We start from the raw sequence: 23,436 nt of genomic DNA on the forward strand, positions 1-23,436 counted from the left end.
TGTTCAGAGGTGAATACACTTGCGAAACAGCGTCAGACATAGTCTCACCTTAATACAGCCGCCATCCCTTTATCCATTAACACTTTTTCATATCGTCACCATTCCTTACAGACTTGCGCTTGGTGGAAGCATAAAAAACCGCAAGCCGCACTCCATAAAGAAGTGCAGCTTGCGGATTCAAATAATCGTTGCTTTATGATGCCTTTTAATCGTTACTTTACGCCTGTCTTGGCTTCCTTCCGCTCGTACCAGTAGCCTGGAACGCCCTTCTCCAAGCGCATGAGCGCTTCCATGTAGTAATAATCGCCCCAGATCATGTAATCGTCCGGGCCGAGATCGCCCCTGATATGATAGGAGCCATGATCGATCAGCCCTTCCGCATCCGGCTCTCCCATCGTGGAGTAGTTCGTCACGAGCGAGCGCATAGAGCGCTCCACCGCGTCCTGGAAGTAAGCGCGGTCCTCGTCGTCCTCCGCCAGATGCTCCAGCAGCTCCAGCATGCCGCAGGCGGCAATGGCGGAAGCCGAGGAATCGCGAAGCGTATCCGCATTCACTTCTACATTGAAGTCCCAGTAGACGACATCGTCCTCAGGGAAGCGGTCCACGAAGTAACGGGCGAGCCTTCGCGACGTCTCCAAATATTGCTTATCCCCCGTATAGCGATAGGACAAGGCGAACCCGTAGATGCCCCATGCCTGCCCTCTCGTCCAGGTAGAACCGTCGTGATAGCCTTGATGCGTCCCGCCGCCGATCGGAATGCCGGTCGAAGGCTCGAAGTAGAACGTATGATACGAGGAGTCGTCGCCCCGTACAAGGTAACGTCTGCTCTTGTCCGCATGCTTCACCGCCACTTCGCGGTACTTGGGATCGCCTGTCTGCTCCGAAGCCCAATACAGCAGCGGAATGTTCATCAGGCAGTCGATAATGATGCGTCCGCCGTTCTTTGCGTCGCCCTTCGGTCCCCACGCCTGAATATATTCCCCTTCCGGCCGCCACCGCTTCATCAGCTTGTCGGCCGCATCCAGCGCAAGCCGCTTCGCCGACTCATCACCTTCGATCATCCAGGCCGCCATGGCAGACGGACTGTAGAGGAAGCCGATATCGTGATGGTCCAGCGCGACGTCTTCATCCAGCCGGCGGCGATAATCCTTCACTTGCGCTTGCGCCATTTCGCGGAACGCCTTATCGCCGCTGTATTCATAGGACAGCCACATCATGCCGGTATAGAAGCCTTCGATCCAATCTGTGCTCTCCCTCCACTCATAGCATTTGCCTTCCGCATGACGCCGGATGTGCGGGAATTGCAGGCCATGCTTCTCACCATTTCGCTTCGTCTTCTTCATCGCATCTTCCATTGCCGCTTGCCACACTTCGCTAACACTCCTTTCCCCTGACGGGGGATATCCTATCCTTTAATGGCGCCGATCATGACCCCTTTGACGAAATACTTCTGCAAGAACGGATACAAGCACAGAATCGGAACGGTTGCCACAATGATCGTCGCATATTTGATTGTCTCGCCGACCGGCATCTTGTCGCCGCCGCCAACACCCGTCAGCATGGAATCCGTCGAGTTCGAGATCAGAATCTCCCGCAAAATAAGCTGCAGCGGATACAGATCTCTCGTCCGGATATAGATGAGCGCCTGGAACCAGGAGTTCCAATGCTGGACCCCGTAGAAGAGAATCATAACCGCGATGACGGGCATCGACAGCGGCATAATGATCCGGAACAAGACGGTGAAGTCGTTGGCGCCGTCCAGCTTCGCGGACTCCTCCAGGCTGACCGGAATCGCTTGGAAAGATGTACGCATAATGATCAGGTTGTACGCGCTCATCGCCGTAGGAAGAATTAGCGCCCATCTGCTGTCGACAAGTCCCATACTCTCCACCAGCAAGTAAGTTGTAATAATACCGCCGTTGAAGAACATCGTGAATACGATCATGAACATAATAGGGTTTTTCCACATGACATTTTGTCGGGACAGAGCATACGCACCGAGTGAAGTCATCAGGATGTTCAGTGAAGTACCAGCCACTACATAGATAAGGGTATTCAAGTAGCCTGATAGAATGCTCGGGTTCTGGAACACCAGCTTATAGGCTTCCAGTGTAACGCCTTCCGGGTACCAGATGATCCCCCTGACCTTCACAAGCCAGGCAGGATCACTGAGGGAGGCGAACAGGACGTAGAGGAACGGATACAAGGTGACGACCGACAACAACAACAGGAAGAATACATTAGCGCCGTCGAATATCCGCTCGCCAATACTGCGATGTGACAACATAAGCCTTTCGCCTCCTTATTACCAAAGTTTATTGTCGCTTGTTTTTCTGCTGATCGCATTCGCCACGACAAGCAGCGTAAAGTTAATGATTGAATTGAACAGACCGACAGCCGCACTGTAGCTGAAGTTCGCCTCCAGAATACCTTTCCGGTACACGAATGTGCCAATGACGTCCGCTGTCTCATACGTCGTGCTGTTGTACAGAAGCAAGATCTTCTCCATGCCCACCATCATGAAGTTGCCGATCTGCAAGATAAGCAAGATCACGATCGTTGGCATAATGCCCGGCAGCGTAATATGGAACACCTGCTTGAAGCGGCTGGCGCCATCCACCTTGGACGCTTCATAGAGCGCAGGATCGATGCCTGACATTGCAGACAAGTAAATGATGGAACCCCAACCTATATTCTGCCAAATATTCGAGGAGACGAACACCGTACGGAACCATTCCGCCTCCATCAGGAATATGATGGGCTCCCCGCCGAACCATACGATAATGTTGTTGATGAGCCCATCTTGCGACAGAAAGTCGACCATGATCCCCGAGATGACCACAATGGAAATAAAATGCGGCATATATGTTATCGTCTGTACAGTTCGTCTGATCATTACGCTGCGCAGCTCGTTCAGCAGCAAGGCGAGTAAGATCGATGCCGGGAATCCGAACAACAGCTCATAGGAGCTGAGCAGCAGCGTGTTGCGCAGCAGCCGCCAGAAGTAATAGCTGTTGAAGAAATCCGCGAAGTGCTGGAATCCTACCCACTCGCTAGCCCACATGCCGAGCCCGACGGAATAATCCTTGAAGGCGATCTGCAGCCCATAGATTGGCAAGTAAAGAAAAATAATATAATAAGCAACTACGGGCACAAGCATGAGATAGACATATTTGTTCATCATCAGGTCACGGAACGCACGGTAGCGGAAGGCGTTCTTATCGACTCTTGCTTGCGGGAGACCCGGCTTCTTATTCAGCATCATTGACATATCGAGTCCTCCTGTCGGTTAGTACGTCATTCCGGTCTTACCGGTTTTTGTAACGGTCAAGCGCGGCTTGCTGAGCGGCAATTGCGTCGTCGATGTTCATCTTGTTGATTGTATCCACGAACTTGTCGAAGTTGTCGATCGGCTCTTCGCCCATAATGAAGCGGTTAATCATCTCGTCGCGATACGTCTTCACGTCATTCATAATGGAGGACACTTTGGAACTCTCATCTGCAGTCAGCGTAACAGGCGGCATCAGCTTGGAATGGTCTGCCTGCGCCCATGTTTTTTGTGCTTCCTTCTGCGTATCCAGCTGCAGGTACTGCTCCAGGTAACGCTTATCCTGTACGATCGGACCGCTCCAGCTTGCAACGAAGTTTTGCGCCATCGCTTGCGTAACAGGCAGGCCGTCCGGATTTTTCAGAATCTTGTCCGTATATTTCGGATAGCCGTCGACCATCTCGTAACTGTCGCCCTCGATACCGAAGTTGAACAGCATATGGCCTTCCTCGCCGTACTTATAGTCGAGCCATTTCACGATTTCTTCCGGATTCTTCGCGCTAGTGGAGATCGCCGCGCCGATGGTGCGGAACGGATGCGAGTAGAAACCGATCGCATTGTCACCGCCGTCCAGAGTCGGATACGGGGCGCCAATGAACGATACTTCCGGAATGTCGCCCTTCATCAAGTCCGTGTAACGGCCGATGCCGCTACCTGGGTAGGTGGACAATGAGCCCAGACGGTTGCCGGTTACTTTCGCGTCCTTCAGCTTCGCATCAATAGTCGTCGGATACTCCTTGTCGATCAGCCCATCCTTATACCATCTTGCCATCGTCGCCAGGAATTCCTTGAACTCCGGCTGAATCGGACCGTAGTTGACTTTCCCGTCCACTTGATAGAAATCGGACATGATGCCCCAAGCTCCCAGGAACAATTGGCCTGTATCCAGGGCGCCGATTTCGAACAGGTAAGGAATCTCATCCTTCTCGCCGTTCTTGTTCGGGTCCTGGTCGCGGAACGCCGTCAGCACCGTCTCCCATTCGCTGACTGTTTTCGGCACTTCCAGATTCAGATTTTCCAGCCAGTCGCCGCGAAGCACGGGACCATAGAAGACGGAGAGCATGGGGTCGCCAAGCAAGAATGGCATGACGTAGATATTGCCCTCGTCCGTCGTGATCATCTTTCTGAATTCCGGATTATCGTTCAGCACCTTCGTCAAGTTCGGCGCATTCTCCTCGATCAGCTCGTTCAGGCGGATAATGCGCTTCTCTTTAATGAGGCTGTCTGCGCCCTTGGGAGCCGCGCTCCATGTATATTCAATAACATCGGGCATTTTGCCGGAAGCGATCATCAGGTTGAACTGGTCTTTCTCCTGTCCTGTCGGCGGATGCTGGAACTCTACTTTAGTACCTGTTATTTTCTCCAGCTCTTTATAAGCGGCAATGCCGTTGTAGTCCTTCATTGTCGCTCCCGCGTTGCCGTTCAGACCAACCCAGTAGGATACCTTCTCCGGATAGCCGACTTCCTTCGGCGTAGACGTCGCTTCCGACCCCGTCCCTTTATTACCATCATTATTAGATTTTACGTTCTCGTTGCCGCTGTTGCTGCTGCAGCCGGTTACTACCATGGCACTGATCGTTAATGTCGTCAACACAGTTGAAAGCGTCTTCTTTTTATTATGCATAGATTTGAACCCTCCCAATTTTATAATGTGTATCGCGGCGCTAGGCCATGTGTTAAGTATAGATGGGTTCTCCTATTATCGCCTATAATCTACCCTTGCAATCCCCTTACCAGATTTCATTTCGGGCACTAACCGATCTTCATATCCGCTAATATTTCTTCATTTCCCCCCTCTTTTGGGCAATAATTACGCCGTTTGGCATATAGCTTCAATTGAACGACAGAATGGATTGTGCTACGATTATAACACTAAAAAAGTACGTTACAGCTTTTAGGGGGTGTGAACGGTGAATCAACGCAAGACGGTGTTTCTAACCTTATGGCTGTCCTACTTGCTTATTCTGGCCATTCCGGTCGCGGTATCCGCTTACCTGTACCATAATATGAAGGACGCCTTGGTAGACAATGCGAACCGTTCCAATATGGCGATGCTTGAGCAGGTAAGAGAAGTTGTGGAGAATCATCTGACGGATCTGGATCAGCTATCCATGCAAGTCGCCAATCACCCCAAGCTTCAGACATTATGGAACATGAAAGATGGAGAGCGCTATATCGAATACTGGGAAGCCATGAAAGTGATGAACAACATGCAGCTGGGCAGCAAGTTCATTCATAACTTCTTCCTCTATTTGCACGATCAGGACGTTATCCTTTCGCAAAACATGAAAACGGATACAAATACCTATTTCAGCGATATTCTGCCTTATAAAGATAAAACGACCGAGGAAGTGAAGGAGCTGCTGCTCACGGGCTACCACTTCAATTCCTTCTGGCCGTCCATGACGGTATACGATCAATCGAAAGAGAAGAACATGATTACCTCGGCTGTCACCTTTCCGTTGGGGGAAGGCCAGAATGTACGGGCCACACTGGTCATGTATATCGATGAACAGCATATCTTCAACCTGCTGAATCAAATCAAATGGGCAAACTCCGCTTCCATGTACATCGTGGATGCGACCGGCGAGACGATCCTGTCCTATTCCGAGCACGGGATGGAGCTTGGTCAGGGCATGTTGTCCCGCATACAGGGTGCCAACAATTACGAGACAACGGCCTATAACGGCGAGAAAATGCTTCTGTCCCATACGAGGGGAAACAGCGGCTGGACCTATGTCTCGCTGGCGCCGGAGAAGGTCGTACTCAGCCGGGTAACGGAGCTGCAGAAGCAAGCGATCATGCTGCTTATTCTGGCCGTTCTAATCGGTACCGCGATTGCTTACGGAATGGCCTATCGCAGCTACAGCCCGATTCGGGACATGGTGTTGTCGCTGATGAACGGCAATGGGGATGCAGCGCCCGCTTCTGCAGCCAAGCGGATGAACGAATACGAGTTCATCAAGTCTTCCATTAAGCACAATCTGGAAGAAGGGAAGAAATTGCGTCAGGCGCTTGAAGGGCATACGCCCGTTGTCCGGGCCCATTATCTGTCCCGTCTGCTGAAGGGGCAGGTAACGACGAGTACGTTCAAGCAGGATTCCCTCGACTTCATCGATGTGAAGTTTCACACCGACTACTTGAGCGTCGCGCTCATCGAAGTAGACGACTGCAGCCGCTTCGTCAGGAACAACAATGAGGAAGAATGGGCGCTCGTACGCTTCATTCTGGCCAACCTGAGCCAGGAGCTGATCAAGGAGAAGGGACATGTCATCGAGACGGAGCATAATCAGCTGGCGCTGCTGCTGCAGTCGCCGGACGCATCTAGCGCCTCCAGAGCGGAACGGGACAACATAATTGCAGAGCTGAAGGACTTGATTGAGTCCCGCTTCAATATGGACATCACCATCGCTTACAGCTCGATACGCGAAGGAATGGAAGAAGTAGGACGATGTTATAGCGAAGCGTTAAGCGCGCTGGATTACCGAATCGTGCATGGCATCGGGAAGATGATCAACTACGAGGACATTAAAGGGCTGGAGCGTCAATATTACCACTATCCGATGGATGTCGAGACCCAGCTGATGAATATGCTGAAGGCAGGGGATTATGCGGGAACCGAGAAGCTGCTGAACGAATTATATACGCAGAACATTACGTCTGGCACCATGACACCGGAGATGGGCAAGTGCCTATTCTTCGATCTGCTGAGCACCGTGCTGAAGGTGATGAATGCGCTGAAGCTGGACACCGGTCCCGATGACGGCTCCGGTTCCTTCGATCCCGCCAAGGAGTTCCTGAACAGCACGTCGGCCAGCGATATGCAGAACAGGCTGAAGGAGCTATGCCACGGCATTTGCAGCAGCGTACAGGAAGCGCGCTCGGCACAAGGCGACCGCTTGAACAACGAGCTGCTCGCCTTCATTGCGAAGCATTACAAGGACAACAGCCTTAGTCTAACGATGCTGGCTGACCACTTCAACATGACGCCGCAATATATATCCGGCTACTTCAAGAAGCACAACAATCGCAATCTGACGGATTACATCGTCGATATCCGTCTGACGGAAGCGAAGCGGCTGCTGGCGGAGAGCGGCTGTACCGTGCTGCAGGTCGCTCAGCAGGTAGGCTATGCGACGGACATCGGCTTTATCCGCGTCTTCAAGAAGCAGGAAGGCATCACGCCGGGCAAATACAGGGAAATGAACGCCAGCTAGGGGCTCTGCTTCTGCAGAAGCCCGGCTGGCTTCTTTATTCCCCTACTCCAATCCCGTACCTTCGTCAAGTCCAAGCATAATGTTCATGATCTGAATAGCCGCCCCAGACGCTCCTTTTCCCAAATTATCGAATCTGGAAACAAGCAACACTTCATCCTGATGACCAAAAACAAAAATATCCAAATTATTGGTGTTATTGCATCGCATGAGATTAAAGAACCCGTCTTCAAGGTACGCCTCAGAATCGAATGGGATAACTCGGATAAATCGCTCGTCTCTATAATACGAGGCAAGCAGTTCTTGAATATCTCTAGCGTTCAGCTTTCTTGTGAACATTTTTGGGAAGAGTGGAATAGTTACTGCATCTCCCTGATAATAATTTCCGACTATTGGCGTGAATAGTGGCGCCGAGTTTAGCCCTGAATAGTGTTGCATTTCCGGAAGATGCTTATGTTCAAGATGAAGTGCATATTGTCTTGGCGCATAAAGCTGTTTTCTGTTTGAGTTCTGATATTCCGCTATCAGCCCTTTGCCTCCTCCGCTATATCCTGTCAGTGAATAACACGTCATAGGATAATCCTTCGGTATTACGCCCTCGCCTACCAGAGGTTGAATAGGTAAAATAAACCCTGTCGCATGACATCCCGGGACAGATACCCTTGCCGAATTTCGGATTTTATCTCTCTGATCTTCATTCAGTTCTGGCAATCCGTAAGTCCACTCGGGATTCGTTCTAAACGCCGTACTTGCATCAATTACTTTTGTTTTACTATTGCTGATCATGGATACGGATTCTCTTGAAGCGGAATCTGGAAGACAAAGAAATACGACATCAGCTTCGTTTATTAGTGCCTTGCGCGTTTCATAGTCTTTTCGCCGATCCGACTCAATTTTGATGACTTCAACGTTGGGAATCATGGATAAGTATTCATGGATTTTTAACCCCGTTGTCTCTTCTTGTCCATCCACAAATATGTTATAGCTCAAATTCTCCACCCCTTGCCAATCTGCTTTATGAATAATAATACAATTTATATTATATTTATACAATAATATTTAATGTGTTTTTCTCTTTCAAGAAGCGTGAACTCACACCAAGCTTTTTTCTGACCCCCGATTGTGACAGTGTAGGATTCCTACACTATTCTGGCTCACATGCCCCTTTTCGGCGCTCCAGTGTAGGATTCATACACTATCCTGGCTCGTATGCCCCTTTTCGGCGCTCTAGTGTAGGATTCCTACACTAGTCCGGCTCGCACGCCCCTTTTCGGCGCTCCAGTGTAGGATTCCTACACTAGTCCGGCTCGCACGCCCCTTTTCAGCGCTCCAGTGTAGGATTCCTACACTAGCTCGCACGCCCCTTTTCGGCGCTCCAGTGTAGGATTCCTACACTATTCTGGCTCACATGCCCCTTTTCGGCGCTCCAGTGTGGGATTCCTACACTAATCCGGCTCGCACGCCCCTCTTCGGCGCTCCAGTGTAGGATTCCTACACTATTCTGGCTCACATGCCCCTTTTTGGTGCTCCAGTGTAGGATTCCTACACTAGTCCGGCTCGCATGCCCCTCTTCGGCGCTCCAGTGTAGGATTCCTACACTAGTCCGGCTCGCACGCTCCTTTTCGGCGCTCCAGTGTAGGATTCCTACACTAGTCCGGCTCGCACGCCCCTTTTCGGCGCTCCAGTGTAGGATTCCTATACTTGTTCGGCTCACACGAGTCTATTCATGAGCATCAGATATTCAACTCGAAATTTATGAACTCGATATCATGAAAAAGGGCATGCCCGCCGCAATTCATTGCAGCAGTCATGCCTCTTCTTACACTACATATATAATAAGTCCTGTTAATGATTAACCCAGTTCACGCTTTACAACATTAGCGATTCGATCGACATAAGCCTCTACCTGCTCCTTATCCGGTCCTTCCGCCATCACGCGAATGAGCGACTCCGTACCGGAGGGACGCACCAGCACGCGCCCGTTGTCGCCGAGCTCCGCCTCCACCTGCTGTACAGCCTCCTGAATCGCGGCATTCCCCTTGTACAAGCTCTTGTCCGCTACGCGAACGTTGACCAGCTTCTGCGGGTACTTGCGCATAAGCCCCTTCAGCGCACCCAGCTTCCTGCCCGAGGAAGCGACGGTATCCACCAGTTGCAGAGCCGTCAGGATGCCATCGCCTGTCGTAATGTATTCCAGGAAGATCACATGACCCGACTGCTCCCCACCCAGATTATAGCCGCCGCGGCGCATCTCCTCCATTACGTAACGGTCGCCGACAGCCGTCTGGGCCGTCCTGAGGCCAATACTCTCCGCACCCTTGAAGAAGCCGATGTTGGCCATGACGGTCGTGACGACCGTATCATGCTTCAGCTTGCCCTCGCGCTTCAAGCGGTCGCCGATAATGCACAGCACATAATCGCCATCCACTTCCTCGCCCCGTTCGTCTATGGCGATTAAGCGGTCTGCGTCACCGTCGAAGCTAAGCCCCAGGTCCGCGCCATGCTGCAGCACCTGCTCCTTCACATATTCCGGATGCGTTGAGCCGACTCCCGCATTAATGTTGCGGCCGTCCGGCTCTGCGCCTACGGAGATGACTGTCGCACCTAGCTCCCCGAACAGGACGGGTGCCATCTCGTAGGCTGATCCATTCGCACAGTCCAGCACGATCTTCATCCCGTCGAAGCGGCTCGCCACCGTTGTTTTCAAGTAATCCATGTACTTCCGCTTCGCATCCAGATCCGTCACGACCGTACCGATGTCACCACCAGCCGGGCGAGGCAGCTCATCCTGCTCCGCATCGATCAGGCTCTCGATCTCCAGCTCCGTCTCATCGGACAGTTTGAAGCCGTCTCCTGCGAAGAACTTAATGCCGTTATCCTCTACCGGGTTATGGGAAGCGGAGATCATAACACCCGCATCCGCCTCCAGTTCCTTCGTCAAGTACGCTACTGCCGGCGTAGATACAACACCGAGACGGACAACGCTTGCACCAATGGACAACAACCCTGCAACTAAAGCCGCCTCCAGCATGGGACCGGAGATGCGCGTATCCTGCCCGATCACCACTTTCGGCTTGCTAGCCGTTCTTGTCAGTACATATCCTCCGCAGCGCCCGATCTTGTATGCCAGCTCAGGCGTCAGCTCTTTATTGGCGATGCCGCGAACGCCATCCGTTCCGAAATATTTCCCCATAGCTCTTAACCCCTTTAATGTTCATTGTTCATTCCCACTTCACGCTTTATCCAATTATACGGTTACAGTCGTTCGGTTGTTCTGAACGCTTCCTCCGAATTTCTCCTTGTTCCCACCGCTGCTGCTATTGCTATCACTCTTGCTTCTTCCTTCATCGTCATCGCCGTTGTCGGATGGCAATGCATCCTTGGAACCGGCATCTGCCGTACTGCCGGAACTATCGGCAGCCGTCGTACGCGGCTGATCGCCTTCCGCATCCTCTCCGGCTTGCGGCTGACCTCCGTCGTCCTCAGACCTATCCGGCGAATCGGTCGGATTCGCCCCGACTTCGACGTCTTCCGTCCCCTCGCTCGTCTCCAGCGACTCATCTATGATCTCGATAGTTGCGGTAAGCGGCTGTCCCCCGTCAAGCACGGGCTGAACATAAGGCGGAAGGTCGATCTCCAGCGGCACTTTATGTATGCCGGCATCAAGCCCGTCCACATTGGCCGCGATTCTTACCTCCGATGCGTTCAAATCCTGGAGGACGGATGCCGCGCCGCTCACGACGAGATCCATCCTGCCCCCTACAGGCAGGCGGATCTCTGCGCGGAATCCTTCCGCCACACCGTTCAAGTCGACGTCAATACCGCTTAATGTACGGTTAATCGCCCGCTCCACGACGACCTGAAGCGCGACCTCACCCGGAGCTACTGCTTGAATACCATCCAGCGGCGGAGCTTTCACCTCGATTACACCGGATTCCTTCACCTTCGACAGGTCCAGAACAGCGCCGTCATACACCTGGATGCGATCCAGTTCCTCCCGCTGGGCGAACACCGTCACTTGATCAAGCTCCGGCTTTACCGATACCAGGCTCAAATTTTCCGGCAAGGTGCCGGTATATCGGACCTGGAGCGGAACCTGCTTGAACGGAAGCGTCACCTTCACCTCCACATGCAGCGATTCCGGCTTTACGATCGCCTCCGGCATTTCGTTGCCGTCCTTGTCGTAGACGATGATTTTGGCGCGTTTGTTGGATACGGTCTTGTCTGCACCCTCCACGTTCATCGTAACGGCTGCCGTACCGACTCTGCTCATATCGTCTCTCGGCAGCGTTATTTCGACTGCGCCCCCGCCTTCAGTCATAATTTCAGGCTCGCCCATCACATAGCCTGCCGCCGGATTCCCTTCCGTAATGACTCCGACATCAAAGGAGTTCGTTACAATCTCCTCGATTCGGACCGTCACCGTACGTGGAGAAAGCTCAATTTCTTTTATCCCCTTCGGCAAAGTCACGCTCAGCGGGTATGCGTCTATCCCCGGCTTTGCATCCGTGAGATCTACACTAACGACATAATCTTCATTGCCGGCGGCGAACAGCGACGATATACGCCCTTCCACAACGAGCCGGGCAACCGTCGGCTCCATCGCCGACAGTACATATTTATCGGTATCCAATCCTTCGGCCTGAATCGCGATCGCTTCAATAATTTTCGTATCGATATTGGAAGTGACCCGCTGCGGCGATGTCTGCGGATCGACATGAACGACCGCCCATAGCAGAACACCCAGTACGACCGATATAATCTTCAATGCTGTAGGATGATTCAGCAGCTTATCCATGACGATCACCCTTTCTCTTCCACCATGCTGCCAACAGCCCGTTCTCCTTGCCCCCCGTCTTCGGCGTCAGTTCTTCGAATAGCTTGGATATAAGCGACTCTTCATTAATATCGCGAACAATCATGCCGTTCAAGGAGAGCGATACTTGCCCCGTCTCCTCCGACACGACAATGGACAGAGCGTCACTGACCTCGCTCACGCCGATAGCTGCGCGATGACGCGTGCCGAGCTCCTTGCTGATGAACGGATTCTCTGACAAGGGCAGATAGCAGCCTGCCGCCATAATCTGGGAGCCTCTAATAATGACAGCTCCGTCATGAAGTGGCGTATTCGGTGTGAATATGTTGATGAGCAGTTCCGAGGATATTCGCGACTCCATGCTTGTGCCCGACTCGATCAACTCACTGACGCCGGTCTGGCGTTCGAACACGATCAATGCGCCGCACTTGCGCTGCGCCATATGCTGAACGGCTCGAATGACCTCTTCGATGCTTTCGCTTATGACGGTACGCTCCAACGAAGAGGAACGGGAGAACAGATTGCCTCTGCCCAACTGCTCCAGCACCCGCCTAAGCTCGGGCTGGAAGATGATCAGAATCGTCACAATGCCGAAGGTGAACATCTGATTCATAACCCACTTCAAGGTGTACAGATTGAACCAGGTGCTAACGCCCCAGGTCGCCACCAACACGAAAATGCCCTTAAGCAATTGAACCGCGCGCGTTCCCCGCACGAGCAAGATCATCTTATATATAATAAAGCTTACAATCCCGACATCGATAATATCCTTCAGCCAGTCATGCCAAGTTGTATCTGTAAAGTAACTCATCGGTCAACCCCCAACCGCTGTTCACATGAATGCTCTTAATTACATCTAACTTTATTGTTTTCTATATTTACTCCTTAAAATCCTTTAATTAGAAAAGAAATTTGCAAATGCCTCGCTTCGGAAGGATAAGGTTGGTTTTATCGCCAATAACAATTTTGGATTTCGAGCCACTCGAAAATAGTAAATTCTTATGCGGTAAAAAAAATGCTTCCCCTGCGGAAGGGAAGCCATTCGTTCAATGATCCAATGCGCCGCCGAGCGTTGATGTCACTTTGTACCAGAACCAGTCAAGAGCTTGATCGATGGTCCGGCTTTGTCCGGCGATATGTCCCGTAGAAGCCAGCACCATAGAACCGTCAATAACTGTTACGTCCCCGCTCACAGCACCTTCCACTTCTATTATGCCATTCTCTACGGTCAAATTGCCAGTCACTTCTACTCCGGCGGGTACAATCACTTTATTGCCGTCTATAACCACATGCTGCAAATCCTCGCCCGATACGACCATCTGCGTGCTCTGATCCCAGGAAGCGAATACACTGCCCAGCATGACCAGCAGGAATACCGCCGCGGCCGTGAGACCGGGATAACGGTAAATCATTTTGATTAAGCCGCTTCTCTTCTTGTTCTTAACGGGTGGAAGCTGCTGCATGATTCTCTGCTTCAGCTCCGCAGAAGCTTGTTCATCATAAACTTTTGCGGGCCTGACCGCTTCCAGGGCATGCATGACAGCCGCATCCGCCTGCTCCAATTCGGAGAATCTGGCTCGGCATTCCGGGCACTGATTCATATGGGCTTGTAAGACGGCAATCTCATCACGAGCCAAATCACCGTCCAAATAGTGATGAATCTTGCTGATGGCGACTTTGCATTCCATAGCAGCCATTCCTTTCTTTCCAAAACTGAGTATACACACGTTCGAAACTCGATATAGGATACGTGCTTGATCGAAGGATGTTTCACTTTTTTTCCGAAAAGAATTCCGTTCACGAAATCACGTTACAATCGATATTCCAGCTTCTTGCGCAAAAATTCCCGCCCGCGATGCACGCGCGTCTTGATCGTCGTCACCGGCATGCCCAGTATATCGCCGACCTCCTGCAGCGACATATCGTGGATATACCGCAAAATCATGACCGACTTGTACTTGGGTGGCAGCGTTGCAATCGCTTCATGAATAATGCGCTGTGTATCAGATAAGATCAACTCCGATTCAGGTGTCCGGTTATCACTAGGAATCATGGAATATCCGTCCAGTCCTTCATATTCGCTGGATTCCGCATCCAATGAGTAGGTGGGTCTGCGCTTGCGCAACCGGTCAATGCACAGATTGGTCGCAATACGATAGATCCATGTCGAAAATTTCAACGAATCGTCGAATCGATCCAGATTTTTATATACGCGAAGAAAGGTGTCCTGTACGACATCCTCCGATTCCTGGCGATTGTTCAGCATTCTGTACGCCATATGAAAAAGCTTGTCTCGATAGAGATCCACAAGCTCTTCGAAAGCTCGCATATCGCCCTTGAGCGCCAATCTCGCGAGCTGATTTTCTATAACATTCACTTAATGATTCCTCCAAACATAGCACTCGTCCGCAGCTCCCATGAACCTTTAAGAAAATGGTAATCGACCAGCGCTCAAAAAGCAAGGAAATATGACAATACCGATCGTGAAAGAAGGAACTTTCACCCTGGAGATGATGGTCATGATAGGCTGCCACCAAGAAAGAGCTGCACGCGTATGGCGTCCAGCTCTTGGGCATAGCTTGTCCGGGAATAGCTTGTCCGGTTACATCATCTTGCTGCTGTATTGCTGCATCAATTCCTTGACGACTGACGTCGGAATGGCAAAGCCGATGCCTTGCGCCTCTGCATTGACAGCAGAGTTGATGCCCACTACTTCTCCGGCGCTATTGAGCAGCGGACCTCCGGAATTGCCGGGATTAATGGAGGCATCCGTCTGAAGCATATGCTCATGTGTGTGAACGACGCCATCCTCACCCTGAATCGTAATCGGCCGTTCCTTCGCACTCAGCACTCCAATCGTGAGCGTGCCCTCATAGCCGTACGGATTACCGATCGCAAGCACCCAGTCGCCTATATTGACTTGGTCGGAATCTCCCAGCTCCAACGCATGGAACTTATCGCCATTCGAGCTGCTGACCTTCAGCAGAGCCAGATCCTGCTCCTCGCTGCTCCACAATACATCGGCTTGCAGCGGTTCCTCTTGCCCATGTACCGTTACCATCACCTGCTGCGCATCCGCCACCACATGCTGGTTCGTCATAATGTAGCCGTCCTCATCCACGAAGAAGCCTGTCCCTTCCCCATTTTTGACAAGCTCCCCTTCGCTCGTCCTTGCATCCTCTCGTCCTGCAGTTCCGCCTCCGAAGAAGTAACGCAGCATATCGGCCTCTGTCATACCGCCACGGTTCATCGCACTGTAGGATTCGATCTTCACCACACCGGGCAGAGCCTCTTCGTATACCGCGGCCAAATCCGACTTGGCCTGCAGTGGCGCGGAAGCGGTCTGCAAGCCTGCATCCTCGCTGTAGCCGCTGCTCCCCCCTTGCCCATTGGACCCTCTGCCGCCAGTACTGCCAGTGAACAGATTAACGCGGTCCGACGCATAGGCGAAGCCCCCGAATACGATGGCCCCGGCCAGGAAGGCGGCGAAGAGAGAGACGGAAGAGCTTTTTTTCTTTTTGCTGGTCTGACGCTGCTGTCCCAGCTCACGGTAATAGGCATCGAAGAGCGGTTTTCCTGTCGGCTTGATCGCTTCGTTCCATGAATGATTGCTATCCTTGCTGTCATGTTGGTTATAGTTTTGGTTAGAATCCGTCGTATTATGATTGTAGCTGCTCATAAGCTTGCATCCTCCTTATCCTCAGATGACGATCATGTTCGTGTTCGTCGATGGGATACTTCTATCATGAAGGACGCAGCTTAAAGCAACATTAAGCCCATTTAAAAAAACATTAATATAGCCGCATCCACAAATCTCATCTATAACGGCGGAAGCGTTCTTGCTTAAAATAACCCCGCAAAGTAGGGCTCTACTTCGAAGCTTACTGGGGTACTTTGCGAGGACCCCGGAACATATAAATTCTAATCATGCAAAAAAAGTCAGGCTGTTAGCCTGACTCGTCTTAAGTAGAACAAACGTATTTATTATAGCTTCTAATATTCAGCGAAAAACTGTTTAATCTCTTCAGGATCAGATGTTTGTGTAAGTGCCAGCATTAACAAGATACGAGCTTTTTGCGGATTCAATGACATCGATGTGATCTGTTCTCTCGGCGTAACAATACCGGATCCTACGCGTGAAGATCGGACAACGACCACTCCGGCTTCCGAAGCATCTTTTAGTGCTTTGGAACCGATGCTGGACAATGAACCGTTGCCTGATCCTGCAGTTACAATACCTTTAGCCCCTGCCTCAACTGCCGCATCGTACAAGTGCCTTCCTTCATTTTGATAGCTGTAAATAATATCAACGTGAGGCAATTCCTTTAATCCGGATACATCGAAGATAGACTCGGAAGTATGCTTTGCCGTAATTTTAGAATAGAAATAAGGCTTCCCTCCGACAATGGCGCCTATGTATCCTTGTTCTGTCGCCTTAAATGTATCCGTAGCCGTCGTATTTGTTTTTGTCGTATAACGGGCAGAGCCGATCCGGTCATTCAACATAACCATGACCCCTCGACCAGTGGCTTCTTTGCTTCCAGCCAACAATACGGAATTATACAAATTCATTGGACCATCAGCGCTAATCGCTGTCGCTGGCCTCATTGCTCCGACGACCACAACCGGTTTATCGCTTTTCACAGTTAAGTTTAAAAAGTAAGCCGTTTCTTCAAGTGTATCCGTTCCATGAGTAATGACGACGCCATCCACTTCGTCTGAGGATAACAGTTCATTAATGCGGTTAGCCAACGTAATCAAGATTTCATTGTTAACGTTGGGACTTCCGGTATTCGCGATTTGCTCTCCACTTACATTTGCAATATCTTTCATCTCCGGCACAGCATCAATTAAGATATCCACCCCCAAAGCACCTGCTGTATAGCCAGTCGTAGAAGTATTCGAAGCAGCCGAACCTGCGATTGTCCCTCCCGTAGCGAGGATCTTTACATGGGGGAGTTGTTTTTTCTTCTGTGTTATTTCTGCAAATTTAGCGATCCATTTGCTTGATTCCATTGCAGTTGTCGAGCTTGTAATTACTGCTGCTGATCCTGATCCTGCGAATACAGTTGCAGCGAGCAAAGTCCCGGCCGTCACTAAACTGATCACTTTTCTCTTGATGTACATGTCACTTTCTCTCCCGTCTTCTATGTATTTTTTCATTTACCACTTATATAATAATCCGAAAAAATCGAATGTGTCAACTATAAGTTATTATATATTACATTAATTCTGCTTTATTCTTTGTTATATGTAACTTTATATAACATGTATATATCACATTATTCTGTTGTGACTCTTGTTCATGCTTATCAACATGATATTTTGAACGACAAAAAAACCAGCCACAGCAAATGCCATGACTGGTTGATATCGTGCAGTTAGCCTGTATTCCTCAGACCTGCCGCAATGCCGTTAATGGTAAGCAGCACTTCACGCAGCAGCTCCTGATCGTCTTCGTCCTTCGCACGCAATGCGCGCAGCTCTGTAAGCAGCTGCACTTGCAAGTAGCTGAGCGGGTCCACATAAGGATTCCGCAGTCGGATTGACTCCTGAATAACCGGTACGTTGTCCAGAATTTCTTCTTGCCCCGTAATGCTCAGAATCATCCCCGAGGTCAGTTTGTACTCTTGTTCGATCTGGCTGAAGATGCGGTCGCGGATGGTGCCATCCGTAATCATACCCGCATACTCCTTCGAGATATGCAGATCAGCCTTGGCAAGAGCCATCTGCAAGTTGTCGATCAGCGACCGGAAGAACGGGAAGCCGGCATACATCTCGCGCAGCGTCTCCAACTTCGCGGCATCGCCGCCCACATATTGCTGCAGAGCTGTGCCTGCCGCATACCAGGCCGGAAGCAGATAGCGACTTTGCGTCCAGGCGAATACCCATGGGATGGCGCGCAGGTCTTCGAAGCGGTCGCTGTTCTTCCGCTTGGAAGGACGTGAGCCAATATTCAGCTCTCCCACCTCCGGCAGCGGAGTCGACTCCTTGAAGAATACCAGGAAGTCGGGATCGCGGAAGATCAGATCCTGATACTTCTCCAGCGCCGTCTCCGAGATCGACCTCGCGATCTCTTCCCACTGTGCATCTACAGCCAGCTCCTCTTGCGGAGTCTTCGCCAGACGGGCTGCCGTAATAAGCGCCCATGTCGCCTGCTCCAGACTGCGGTAAGCAATACCTTGCATGGAATAACGGGAAGACAGCACTTCGCCTTGTTCCGTAATCTTGATGCCGCCGCCGATCGTATGAGGCGGCTGTGCCAGAATGCTGCGGTTCAACGGCATACCGCCGCGTCCCAGCGCTCCGCCGCGGCCATGGAAGAACTTCAGCTTCACGCCGTATTCATCACCCGTTGCCGTAATATCGTTCAGTGCGACGCGCAGTTCCCAATTCGCCGTCACCACTCCGCCGTCCTTGTTGCTGTCGGAGTAGCCCAGCATAATCTCGTGCATATTGCCTCTGGCTTCCGTCGCCTTGCGATAGACAGGCAGCTCGAACAATTGCTTCATAATGCCAGGCGCCGCATGAAGGTCGTCGACCGTCTCGAACAGCGGTACGGACTGCAGTGTACAGCTGACCGTGCCGTCTACCTCTTGACGGAATAAGCCGACCTCCTTGGCCAGCACCATCACTTCCAGCATATCGCTTGCCGCTTCGGTCATGCTGATCAGATAGCTGGAAATGCAGCCAGTGCCGAATTCCTGCTGCGCGCTGTAGACCGTCTGGAATACATCCAGGCATTCGCGCGTCGATTCCGAGTAGTCCAGGTGACCGGACGTCAGCGGACGAGGGTCCATCAACAGCTTGGCCAGCAGCCCCGTCTTCTCTTCCTCGGACAATGCCGCATAATCTTCCACGATATGCATCTTCGCCAGTATTTCCGCCATGGCGTTCTCGTGTTCCTGGCTATGCTGACGAACGTCCAACGTCATCAGATGGAAGCCGAACAGCTCCACTTGACGGACAAGCTTGGCCAGATACGTCTCCGATACATAATCTGCATAATGATAGCGCAGACTGCGGTCGATGATAAGAATGTCCTCGCGGAACTCGCCGGGATGGTTATAGCGCATCGGAGAGCCCTTCAATGACTCATTCGAAATATTCGCCAGCTTCTCCAGCATGAAGCCCAGCTTCACGCGATACGGCTCCTTCGTATTGCGCCACAGCTCGACGCACTTCAGCTCCACATGCTCGCGGTCGCGCTGGATGGATTCGTTCAGCTCGTCCGTGACTTCGACCAAGTTCGTGCTGAAGCTCAGCAGCTCCATCAGCTCATGCAATTGCTCTTCGTACTTGCGGATGGCGAGCTGACGGTGCAGCACCAGCGTCTCCCATGTCACCTTCGCCGTTACGGACGGATTGCCGTCGCGGTCGCCGCCGATCCATGAGCCAAAGCGCAAGTAATCCGGCACATGCCAGTTCTCGTCCGGGTAATATTTGTTCAGACAATGCTCAAGCTCCTCGTACACGCTAGGCAGCACGTCGAATAAAGTCTCATCAAAGTAATAAAGGCCGTTCCTGACCTCGTCGATAACGGTCGGCTTGCGGTCGCGCAGCTCGTCCGTCTGCCATAAGATCAGCACCTCGTTAAGCAGCTTGTCCTTCAGCTTCTCCCGCTCGCGGAACGTAAGCGTCGGGTTGTCGAGCTCCATCACATCCTCCGCTATACGCTTATGGATGTCCAACACCACACGCCGAGTTGCTTCCGTGGGATGGGCCGTCATAATCAGCTCCAGAGAAATATCCTTCAATATTTCACGGACCGCTTCTATAGCTATCCCGCGTTCCTTCAAATCCTTAATGGCGCTCTCGATAGAGCCGCGCTGCACTTCTTCCCCTGCCATCACCTCATAATCGCGCTTGCGTCTGATGCGATGATTCTGCTCGGCAATATTGACCAGTTGAAAGTATATAGCGAATGCTCGGATGACCTGATGACGAATCTCGGGGTTTAGCGAAGTTATCGTGTCTTTGAATTGCTGGAACTGCTCAGGCACGAAATCCGCACGCAGCGCCTTGCTTTGTTCGCGAATTCCTTCGACAATATCCAACAGCTCGCGTCCGCCCTGATGGACGAGCACTTCGCCAAGAATATTGCCCAGAAAGCGCACATCGCGTCTTAGCAAATTGTTCGTTCCTGTCCGGCTCGTTGTTGATACAGTTTGTTCAGACATACGGTTCCTCCTACAATATCTGTACAGCAAACTCACATGAAAGCATTTGCATCTACAATTGTATGCCATGCACCTACTCTTGCTTTGTAAGATTACTCTCAGTTTTTCGTCTATTTGCTTCTAACCATCATACTACAAAATGGCATTGTGTTGAAGCCCTGAGGCATAATCTATACACTGGTTTTATGTAAATTCCATCATTTCCCGAGAGGGATACTGGAATTTCACTGCAATATCCGGAAAATGCCAAAAAGCCCGCTTCAGCAGCGGACAGGATATGCGACAAGGCAGGGCTATCATGTGAAGTGGGGCATCCTTCCTTTTCGACAAATTCACCTATTGCGAGCCGATTAAGCTCTGTGGCAACCGATGCACCCGCTCCCGCAGGATTATTTCCCAGCTCCTGATAAAACTATGACAGTCGGATAACCCACAACCTTCCCTTCATGGGTTTGATACTTTAGACTCTTGATTCCTTCTTCCGCATTCTTTGCCGTCTGCTCGCTTCCATAAGTAAATTTATCTTGCTCCACATCGGCAATAAGCCATTTCCCGCTATACTTCTCCAATGTATACTTCTTAGCAGTTGCGGTTAACGGGCGATCTATCAACTCTTTATTTTCAATCGTGTATATATTTACTTGATTGGACTGATCCCCTTCATACACATCCGATATACGAATCGTTACACTGACATTATCCATATCCGTTCCACGAATTAAATTAAGCATATGTTCCTTATGGTTGTCGTACTCCCCTTGCGACATATTCGCCAGATCATCTCTGGTATATGTTGCACCATCGTATCCGAATACGATTTCATCGCTCATAGACACCCAGTATGCTTCGCTGACAATTTCATTTACAACTTTGAGATATTGTTTATACGATTTGTTAAAGTAAATAAGATCAAACTCACTCTCTTCAACTGCCTTCACATGATCCACCATCAACTCCTTCTCCGAACGACCTAATGACGAGTCAGAGGTGCACGCTGCTAAAACGGTACTGAACAATAGAAGTAATCCACACAAAATGGTTTTAAATCTCATTTCAATCCCCCTTTCACCGCCCTTTAACTTAACAAGAATATGCAGAAAGCGGAAGTTTGGTTTTTGTATCCGTCACAATATAAAGGCACGAATTAACTAACATTTCTTTCTTATTCGATGAGGTATTCTCATTTTTCTTGCTATCTATATAACGAAACCAAGCCAGTTAATGTTACAACTTCAATTCAAATATCAACAACAATCTTTAAGGTAGAAATACAAAAAAAGCCTTGCATCGCAAGACTTTGCTCATTGAATAATCTGGAGCGGGTGATGGGAATCGAACCCACGCTATTAGCTTGGAAGGCTAAAGTTCTACCATTGAACTACACCCGCATATAAACTGGTCGGGATGACACGATTTGAACATGCGACCCCCTGGTCCCAAACCAGGTGCTCTACCAAGCTGAGCTACATCCCGAGAAAAGCATATTAGAAAAAGTGGCGCGGCCTAAGAGATTCGAACTCCTGACCTTTTGATTCGTAGTCAAACGCTCTATCCAGCTGAGCTAAGGCCGCAAATTTATGGAGCGGAAGACGGGAATCGAACCCGCGACCCTCGCCTTGGCAAGGCGATGCTCTACCGCTGAGCCACTTCCGCATTTTATTACTTACCGGCCACCACATCAGTGCAGCAGCGACAAGTAATAATATATCATCTGGCGAATGAAATTGCAAGTCCTTTTTTCGAAAACTTTTAACCCCTCTAAAGTATGCGCCAATTTCGCAGGTTTTAGAACGTTCTCTCCAATCTAAGCAAGCTTTCGTTGACGTGCATCAGCTTGTTCACTCATCACTTTATCGGCTACAGGCTGCCCTGCCAGCGCGAACGGCAGACATAAAGGCACACCTGTGCGAGGGTCCGGCACAATGTCGGCTTCAATGTTGAACACTTCGCGCATCGTCTCCGGTGTGACAACTTCAATCGGCGAGCCTTCGGCCTTCACAGTGCCCGACTTGATCGCCACCATATGATGAGCATACCGTGTCGCATGATTCAGATCATGGACAACCATCACGACTGTACGATTGTTCATCTCATTCAGCTTCTGCAGCAGATGAAGCACTTCCAGCTGATGGGCCATATCCAGGAACGTAGTCGGCTCATCCAGGAATAAGATGTCCGTCTCCTGAGCCAGCGCCATGGCAATCCAGGCACGCTGCCTTTGTCCTCCCGACAACTGATCGACTGCGCGGTCCGCGAACTCCGTCATGCCCGTCGCTTCAATCGCCCACTGCACCACTTTGCGGTCTTCTTTGGTCATGGAGCCGAAGCCCTTCTGGTAAGGGAAGCGGCCGTACGAGACAAGCTCAGCCACCGTCAATCCGTCCGGAGCGGTCGGGTTCTGAGGCAGGATCGCCAGCTGCTTCGCCACTTCCTTCGTCGATTGCTTATGGATCGATCTCCCATCCAGCAGCACGCTGCCTTTGGCCGGATTCATAATGCGAGCCATCGTCTTCAGTATTGTTGATTTGCCGGAGCCGTTCGCTCCTACCAATGCCGTTATTTTCCCTTGCGGGATAGCCACATTCAAGTCCTGTACTATCAATCGGTCATCATAAGCGATATCCAGTCCGGACGTCTGCAATCTGATCATGCTGACTAACACGCTCCCTTCCCCATGCATCTATACTCATCTCAAATGATAACTATTATCACACCCACGTTAATGATAATCCTTCTCAAGTTTTCTGTCAATATTTTTCACCCGTCTATTTTCACTCCGCCAATGCGTTTCTTTCCATTATTAAGCCGCCAGTCAGCCACTTCAACCACACCAAAGACCAGAGCGCTTAGCGGCGCTCTGGTCCATCCTGCATTCTTCAATCGCTTGCTTCTCCTCCA

General features: G+C 50.9%; 17 protein-coding genes and 4 tRNA genes. 1 reads left to right on the forward strand and 20 read right to left on the reverse strand.

Going from position 1 to position 23,436, the window contains the following annotated elements; genetic code table 11:
- Positions 1–212 precede the first annotated feature (212 nt).
- The 4 genes from M6D81_RS13600 to M6D81_RS13615 are packed head-to-tail and all read right to left on the reverse strand — an operon-like array spanning position 213 to position 4,952.
- Positions 213–1,370, reverse strand: a complete 1,158-nt coding sequence (locus tag M6D81_RS13600; RefSeq protein ID WP_262677449.1) for a glycoside hydrolase family 88 protein — start codon at positions 1,368–1,370, stop codon at positions 213–215.
- A gap of 35 nt (positions 1,371–1,405) precedes the next feature.
- On the reverse strand, positions 1,406–2,287 hold the full coding sequence (locus M6D81_RS13605) for a carbohydrate ABC transporter permease (RefSeq protein ID WP_262677450.1): 882 nt from the start codon (positions 2,285–2,287) through the stop codon (positions 1,406–1,408).
- Positions 2,288–2,305: 18 nt separating this feature from the next.
- The gene (locus tag M6D81_RS13610; RefSeq protein ID WP_410795734.1) at positions 2,306–3,265 is read right to left on the reverse strand and encodes an ABC transporter permease; all 960 of its coding nucleotides are present in this window, start codon (positions 3,263–3,265) and stop codon (positions 2,306–2,308) included.
- A 43-nt stretch (positions 3,266–3,308) separates the two neighbouring features.
- Positions 3,309–4,952 (reverse strand): extracellular solute-binding protein, encoded by a 1,644-nt coding sequence (locus M6D81_RS13615; protein WP_262677452.1) that lies wholly within the window; start codon positions 4,950–4,952, stop codon positions 3,309–3,311.
- 286 nt (positions 4,953–5,238) lie between these two features.
- Here M6D81_RS13615 and M6D81_RS13620 point away from each other — a divergent pair, with 286 nt between their 5' ends.
- On the forward strand, positions 5,239–7,545 hold the full coding sequence (locus M6D81_RS13620) for a helix-turn-helix domain-containing protein (protein WP_262677453.1): 2,307 nt from the start codon (positions 5,239–5,241) through the stop codon (positions 7,543–7,545).
- A gap of 42 nt (positions 7,546–7,587) precedes the next feature.
- Here M6D81_RS13620 and argC read toward each other — a convergent pair whose 3' ends face one another.
- The 16 genes from argC to M6D81_RS13700 all read right to left on the reverse strand — a co-directional run bounded on the left by argC (position 7,588) and on the right by M6D81_RS13700 (position 23,418).
- Positions 7,588–8,532 carry an N-acetyl-gamma-glutamyl-phosphate reductase gene (gene argC, locus M6D81_RS13625; RefSeq protein ID WP_262677454.1) on the reverse strand — a complete coding sequence of 315 codons (945 nt, stop codon included), beginning with the start codon at positions 8,530–8,532 and terminating at the stop codon, positions 7,588–7,590.
- 862 nt (positions 8,533–9,394) lie between these two features.
- Positions 9,395–10,735 carry a phosphoglucosamine mutase gene (glmM, locus tag M6D81_RS13630; protein WP_262677455.1) on the reverse strand — a complete coding sequence of 447 codons (1,341 nt, stop codon included), beginning with the start codon at positions 10,733–10,735 and terminating at the stop codon, positions 9,395–9,397.
- Between the two features lie 54 nt (positions 10,736–10,789).
- Positions 10,790–12,340, reverse strand: a complete 1,551-nt coding sequence (locus tag M6D81_RS13635; protein WP_262677456.1) for a CdaR family protein — start codon at positions 12,338–12,340, stop codon at positions 10,790–10,792.
- Positions 12,333–13,169: a diadenylate cyclase CdaA gene (cdaA, locus tag M6D81_RS13640; protein ID WP_262677457.1), complete on the reverse strand. Its 837-nt coding sequence runs from the start codon at positions 13,167–13,169 to the stop codon at positions 12,333–12,335. The genes M6D81_RS13635 and cdaA overlap by 8 nt, the downstream gene beginning before the upstream one ends.
- A 235-nt stretch (positions 13,170–13,404) precedes the next feature.
- Positions 13,405–14,046, reverse strand: coding sequence for a zf-HC2 domain-containing protein (locus M6D81_RS13645; protein WP_262677458.1), 642 nt, complete (start codon positions 14,044–14,046; stop codon positions 13,405–13,407).
- Between the two features lie 122 nt (positions 14,047–14,168).
- Entirely contained in the window at positions 14,169–14,735 is a 567-nt protein-coding gene (gene sigW / locus M6D81_RS13650; protein ID WP_262677459.1) for an RNA polymerase sigma factor SigW, read from the reverse strand.
- A 225-nt stretch (positions 14,736–14,960) separates the two neighbouring features.
- Positions 14,961–16,037 (reverse strand): S1C family serine protease, encoded by a 1,077-nt coding sequence (locus M6D81_RS13655; protein WP_262677460.1) that lies wholly within the window; start codon positions 16,035–16,037, stop codon positions 14,961–14,963.
- A 314-nt stretch (positions 16,038–16,351) separates the two neighbouring features.
- The gene (locus M6D81_RS13660; protein WP_262677461.1) at positions 16,352–17,485 is read right to left on the reverse strand and encodes a type II asparaginase; all 1,134 of its coding nucleotides are present in this window, start codon (positions 17,483–17,485) and stop codon (positions 16,352–16,354) included.
- 254 nt (positions 17,486–17,739) lie between these two features.
- Positions 17,740–20,538 (reverse strand): phosphoenolpyruvate carboxylase, encoded by a 2,799-nt coding sequence (gene ppc, locus M6D81_RS13665; RefSeq protein WP_262677462.1) that lies wholly within the window; start codon positions 20,536–20,538, stop codon positions 17,740–17,742.
- 389 nt (positions 20,539–20,927) lie between these two features.
- Positions 20,928–21,590 carry an Rz1-like spanin outer membrane subunit gene (locus M6D81_RS13670; RefSeq protein WP_262677463.1) on the reverse strand — a complete coding sequence of 221 codons (663 nt, stop codon included), beginning with the start codon at positions 21,588–21,590 and terminating at the stop codon, positions 20,928–20,930.
- A gap of 262 nt (positions 21,591–21,852) precedes the next feature.
- A tRNA-Gly gene (locus tag M6D81_RS13675) sits at positions 21,853–21,926 on the reverse strand.
- Positions 21,927–21,934: 8 nt separating this feature from the next.
- Positions 21,935–22,011, reverse strand: a tRNA-Pro gene (locus tag M6D81_RS13680).
- Between the two features lie 21 nt (positions 22,012–22,032).
- Positions 22,033–22,109, reverse strand: a tRNA-Arg gene (locus M6D81_RS13685).
- A gap of 7 nt (positions 22,110–22,116) precedes the next feature.
- Positions 22,117–22,191 (reverse strand) — tRNA-Gly (locus tag M6D81_RS13690).
- Between the two features lie 151 nt (positions 22,192–22,342).
- Complete coding sequence (locus tag M6D81_RS13695; protein ID WP_262677464.1) at positions 22,343–23,188, reverse strand: ABC transporter ATP-binding protein; 846 nt, start codon at positions 23,186–23,188, stop codon at positions 22,343–22,345.
- Positions 23,189–23,295: 107 nt separating this feature from the next.
- Positions 23,296–23,418: a hypothetical protein gene (locus M6D81_RS13700; RefSeq protein WP_262677465.1), complete on the reverse strand. Its 123-nt coding sequence runs from the start codon at positions 23,416–23,418 to the stop codon at positions 23,296–23,298.
- Positions 23,419–23,436 lie beyond the last annotated feature (18 nt).

Origin of the sequence: Paenibacillus sp. J5C2022 (assembly GCF_025567625.1) — a bacterium.
Taxonomy (GTDB): domain Bacteria; phylum Bacillota; class Bacilli; order Paenibacillales; family Paenibacillaceae; genus Pristimantibacillus.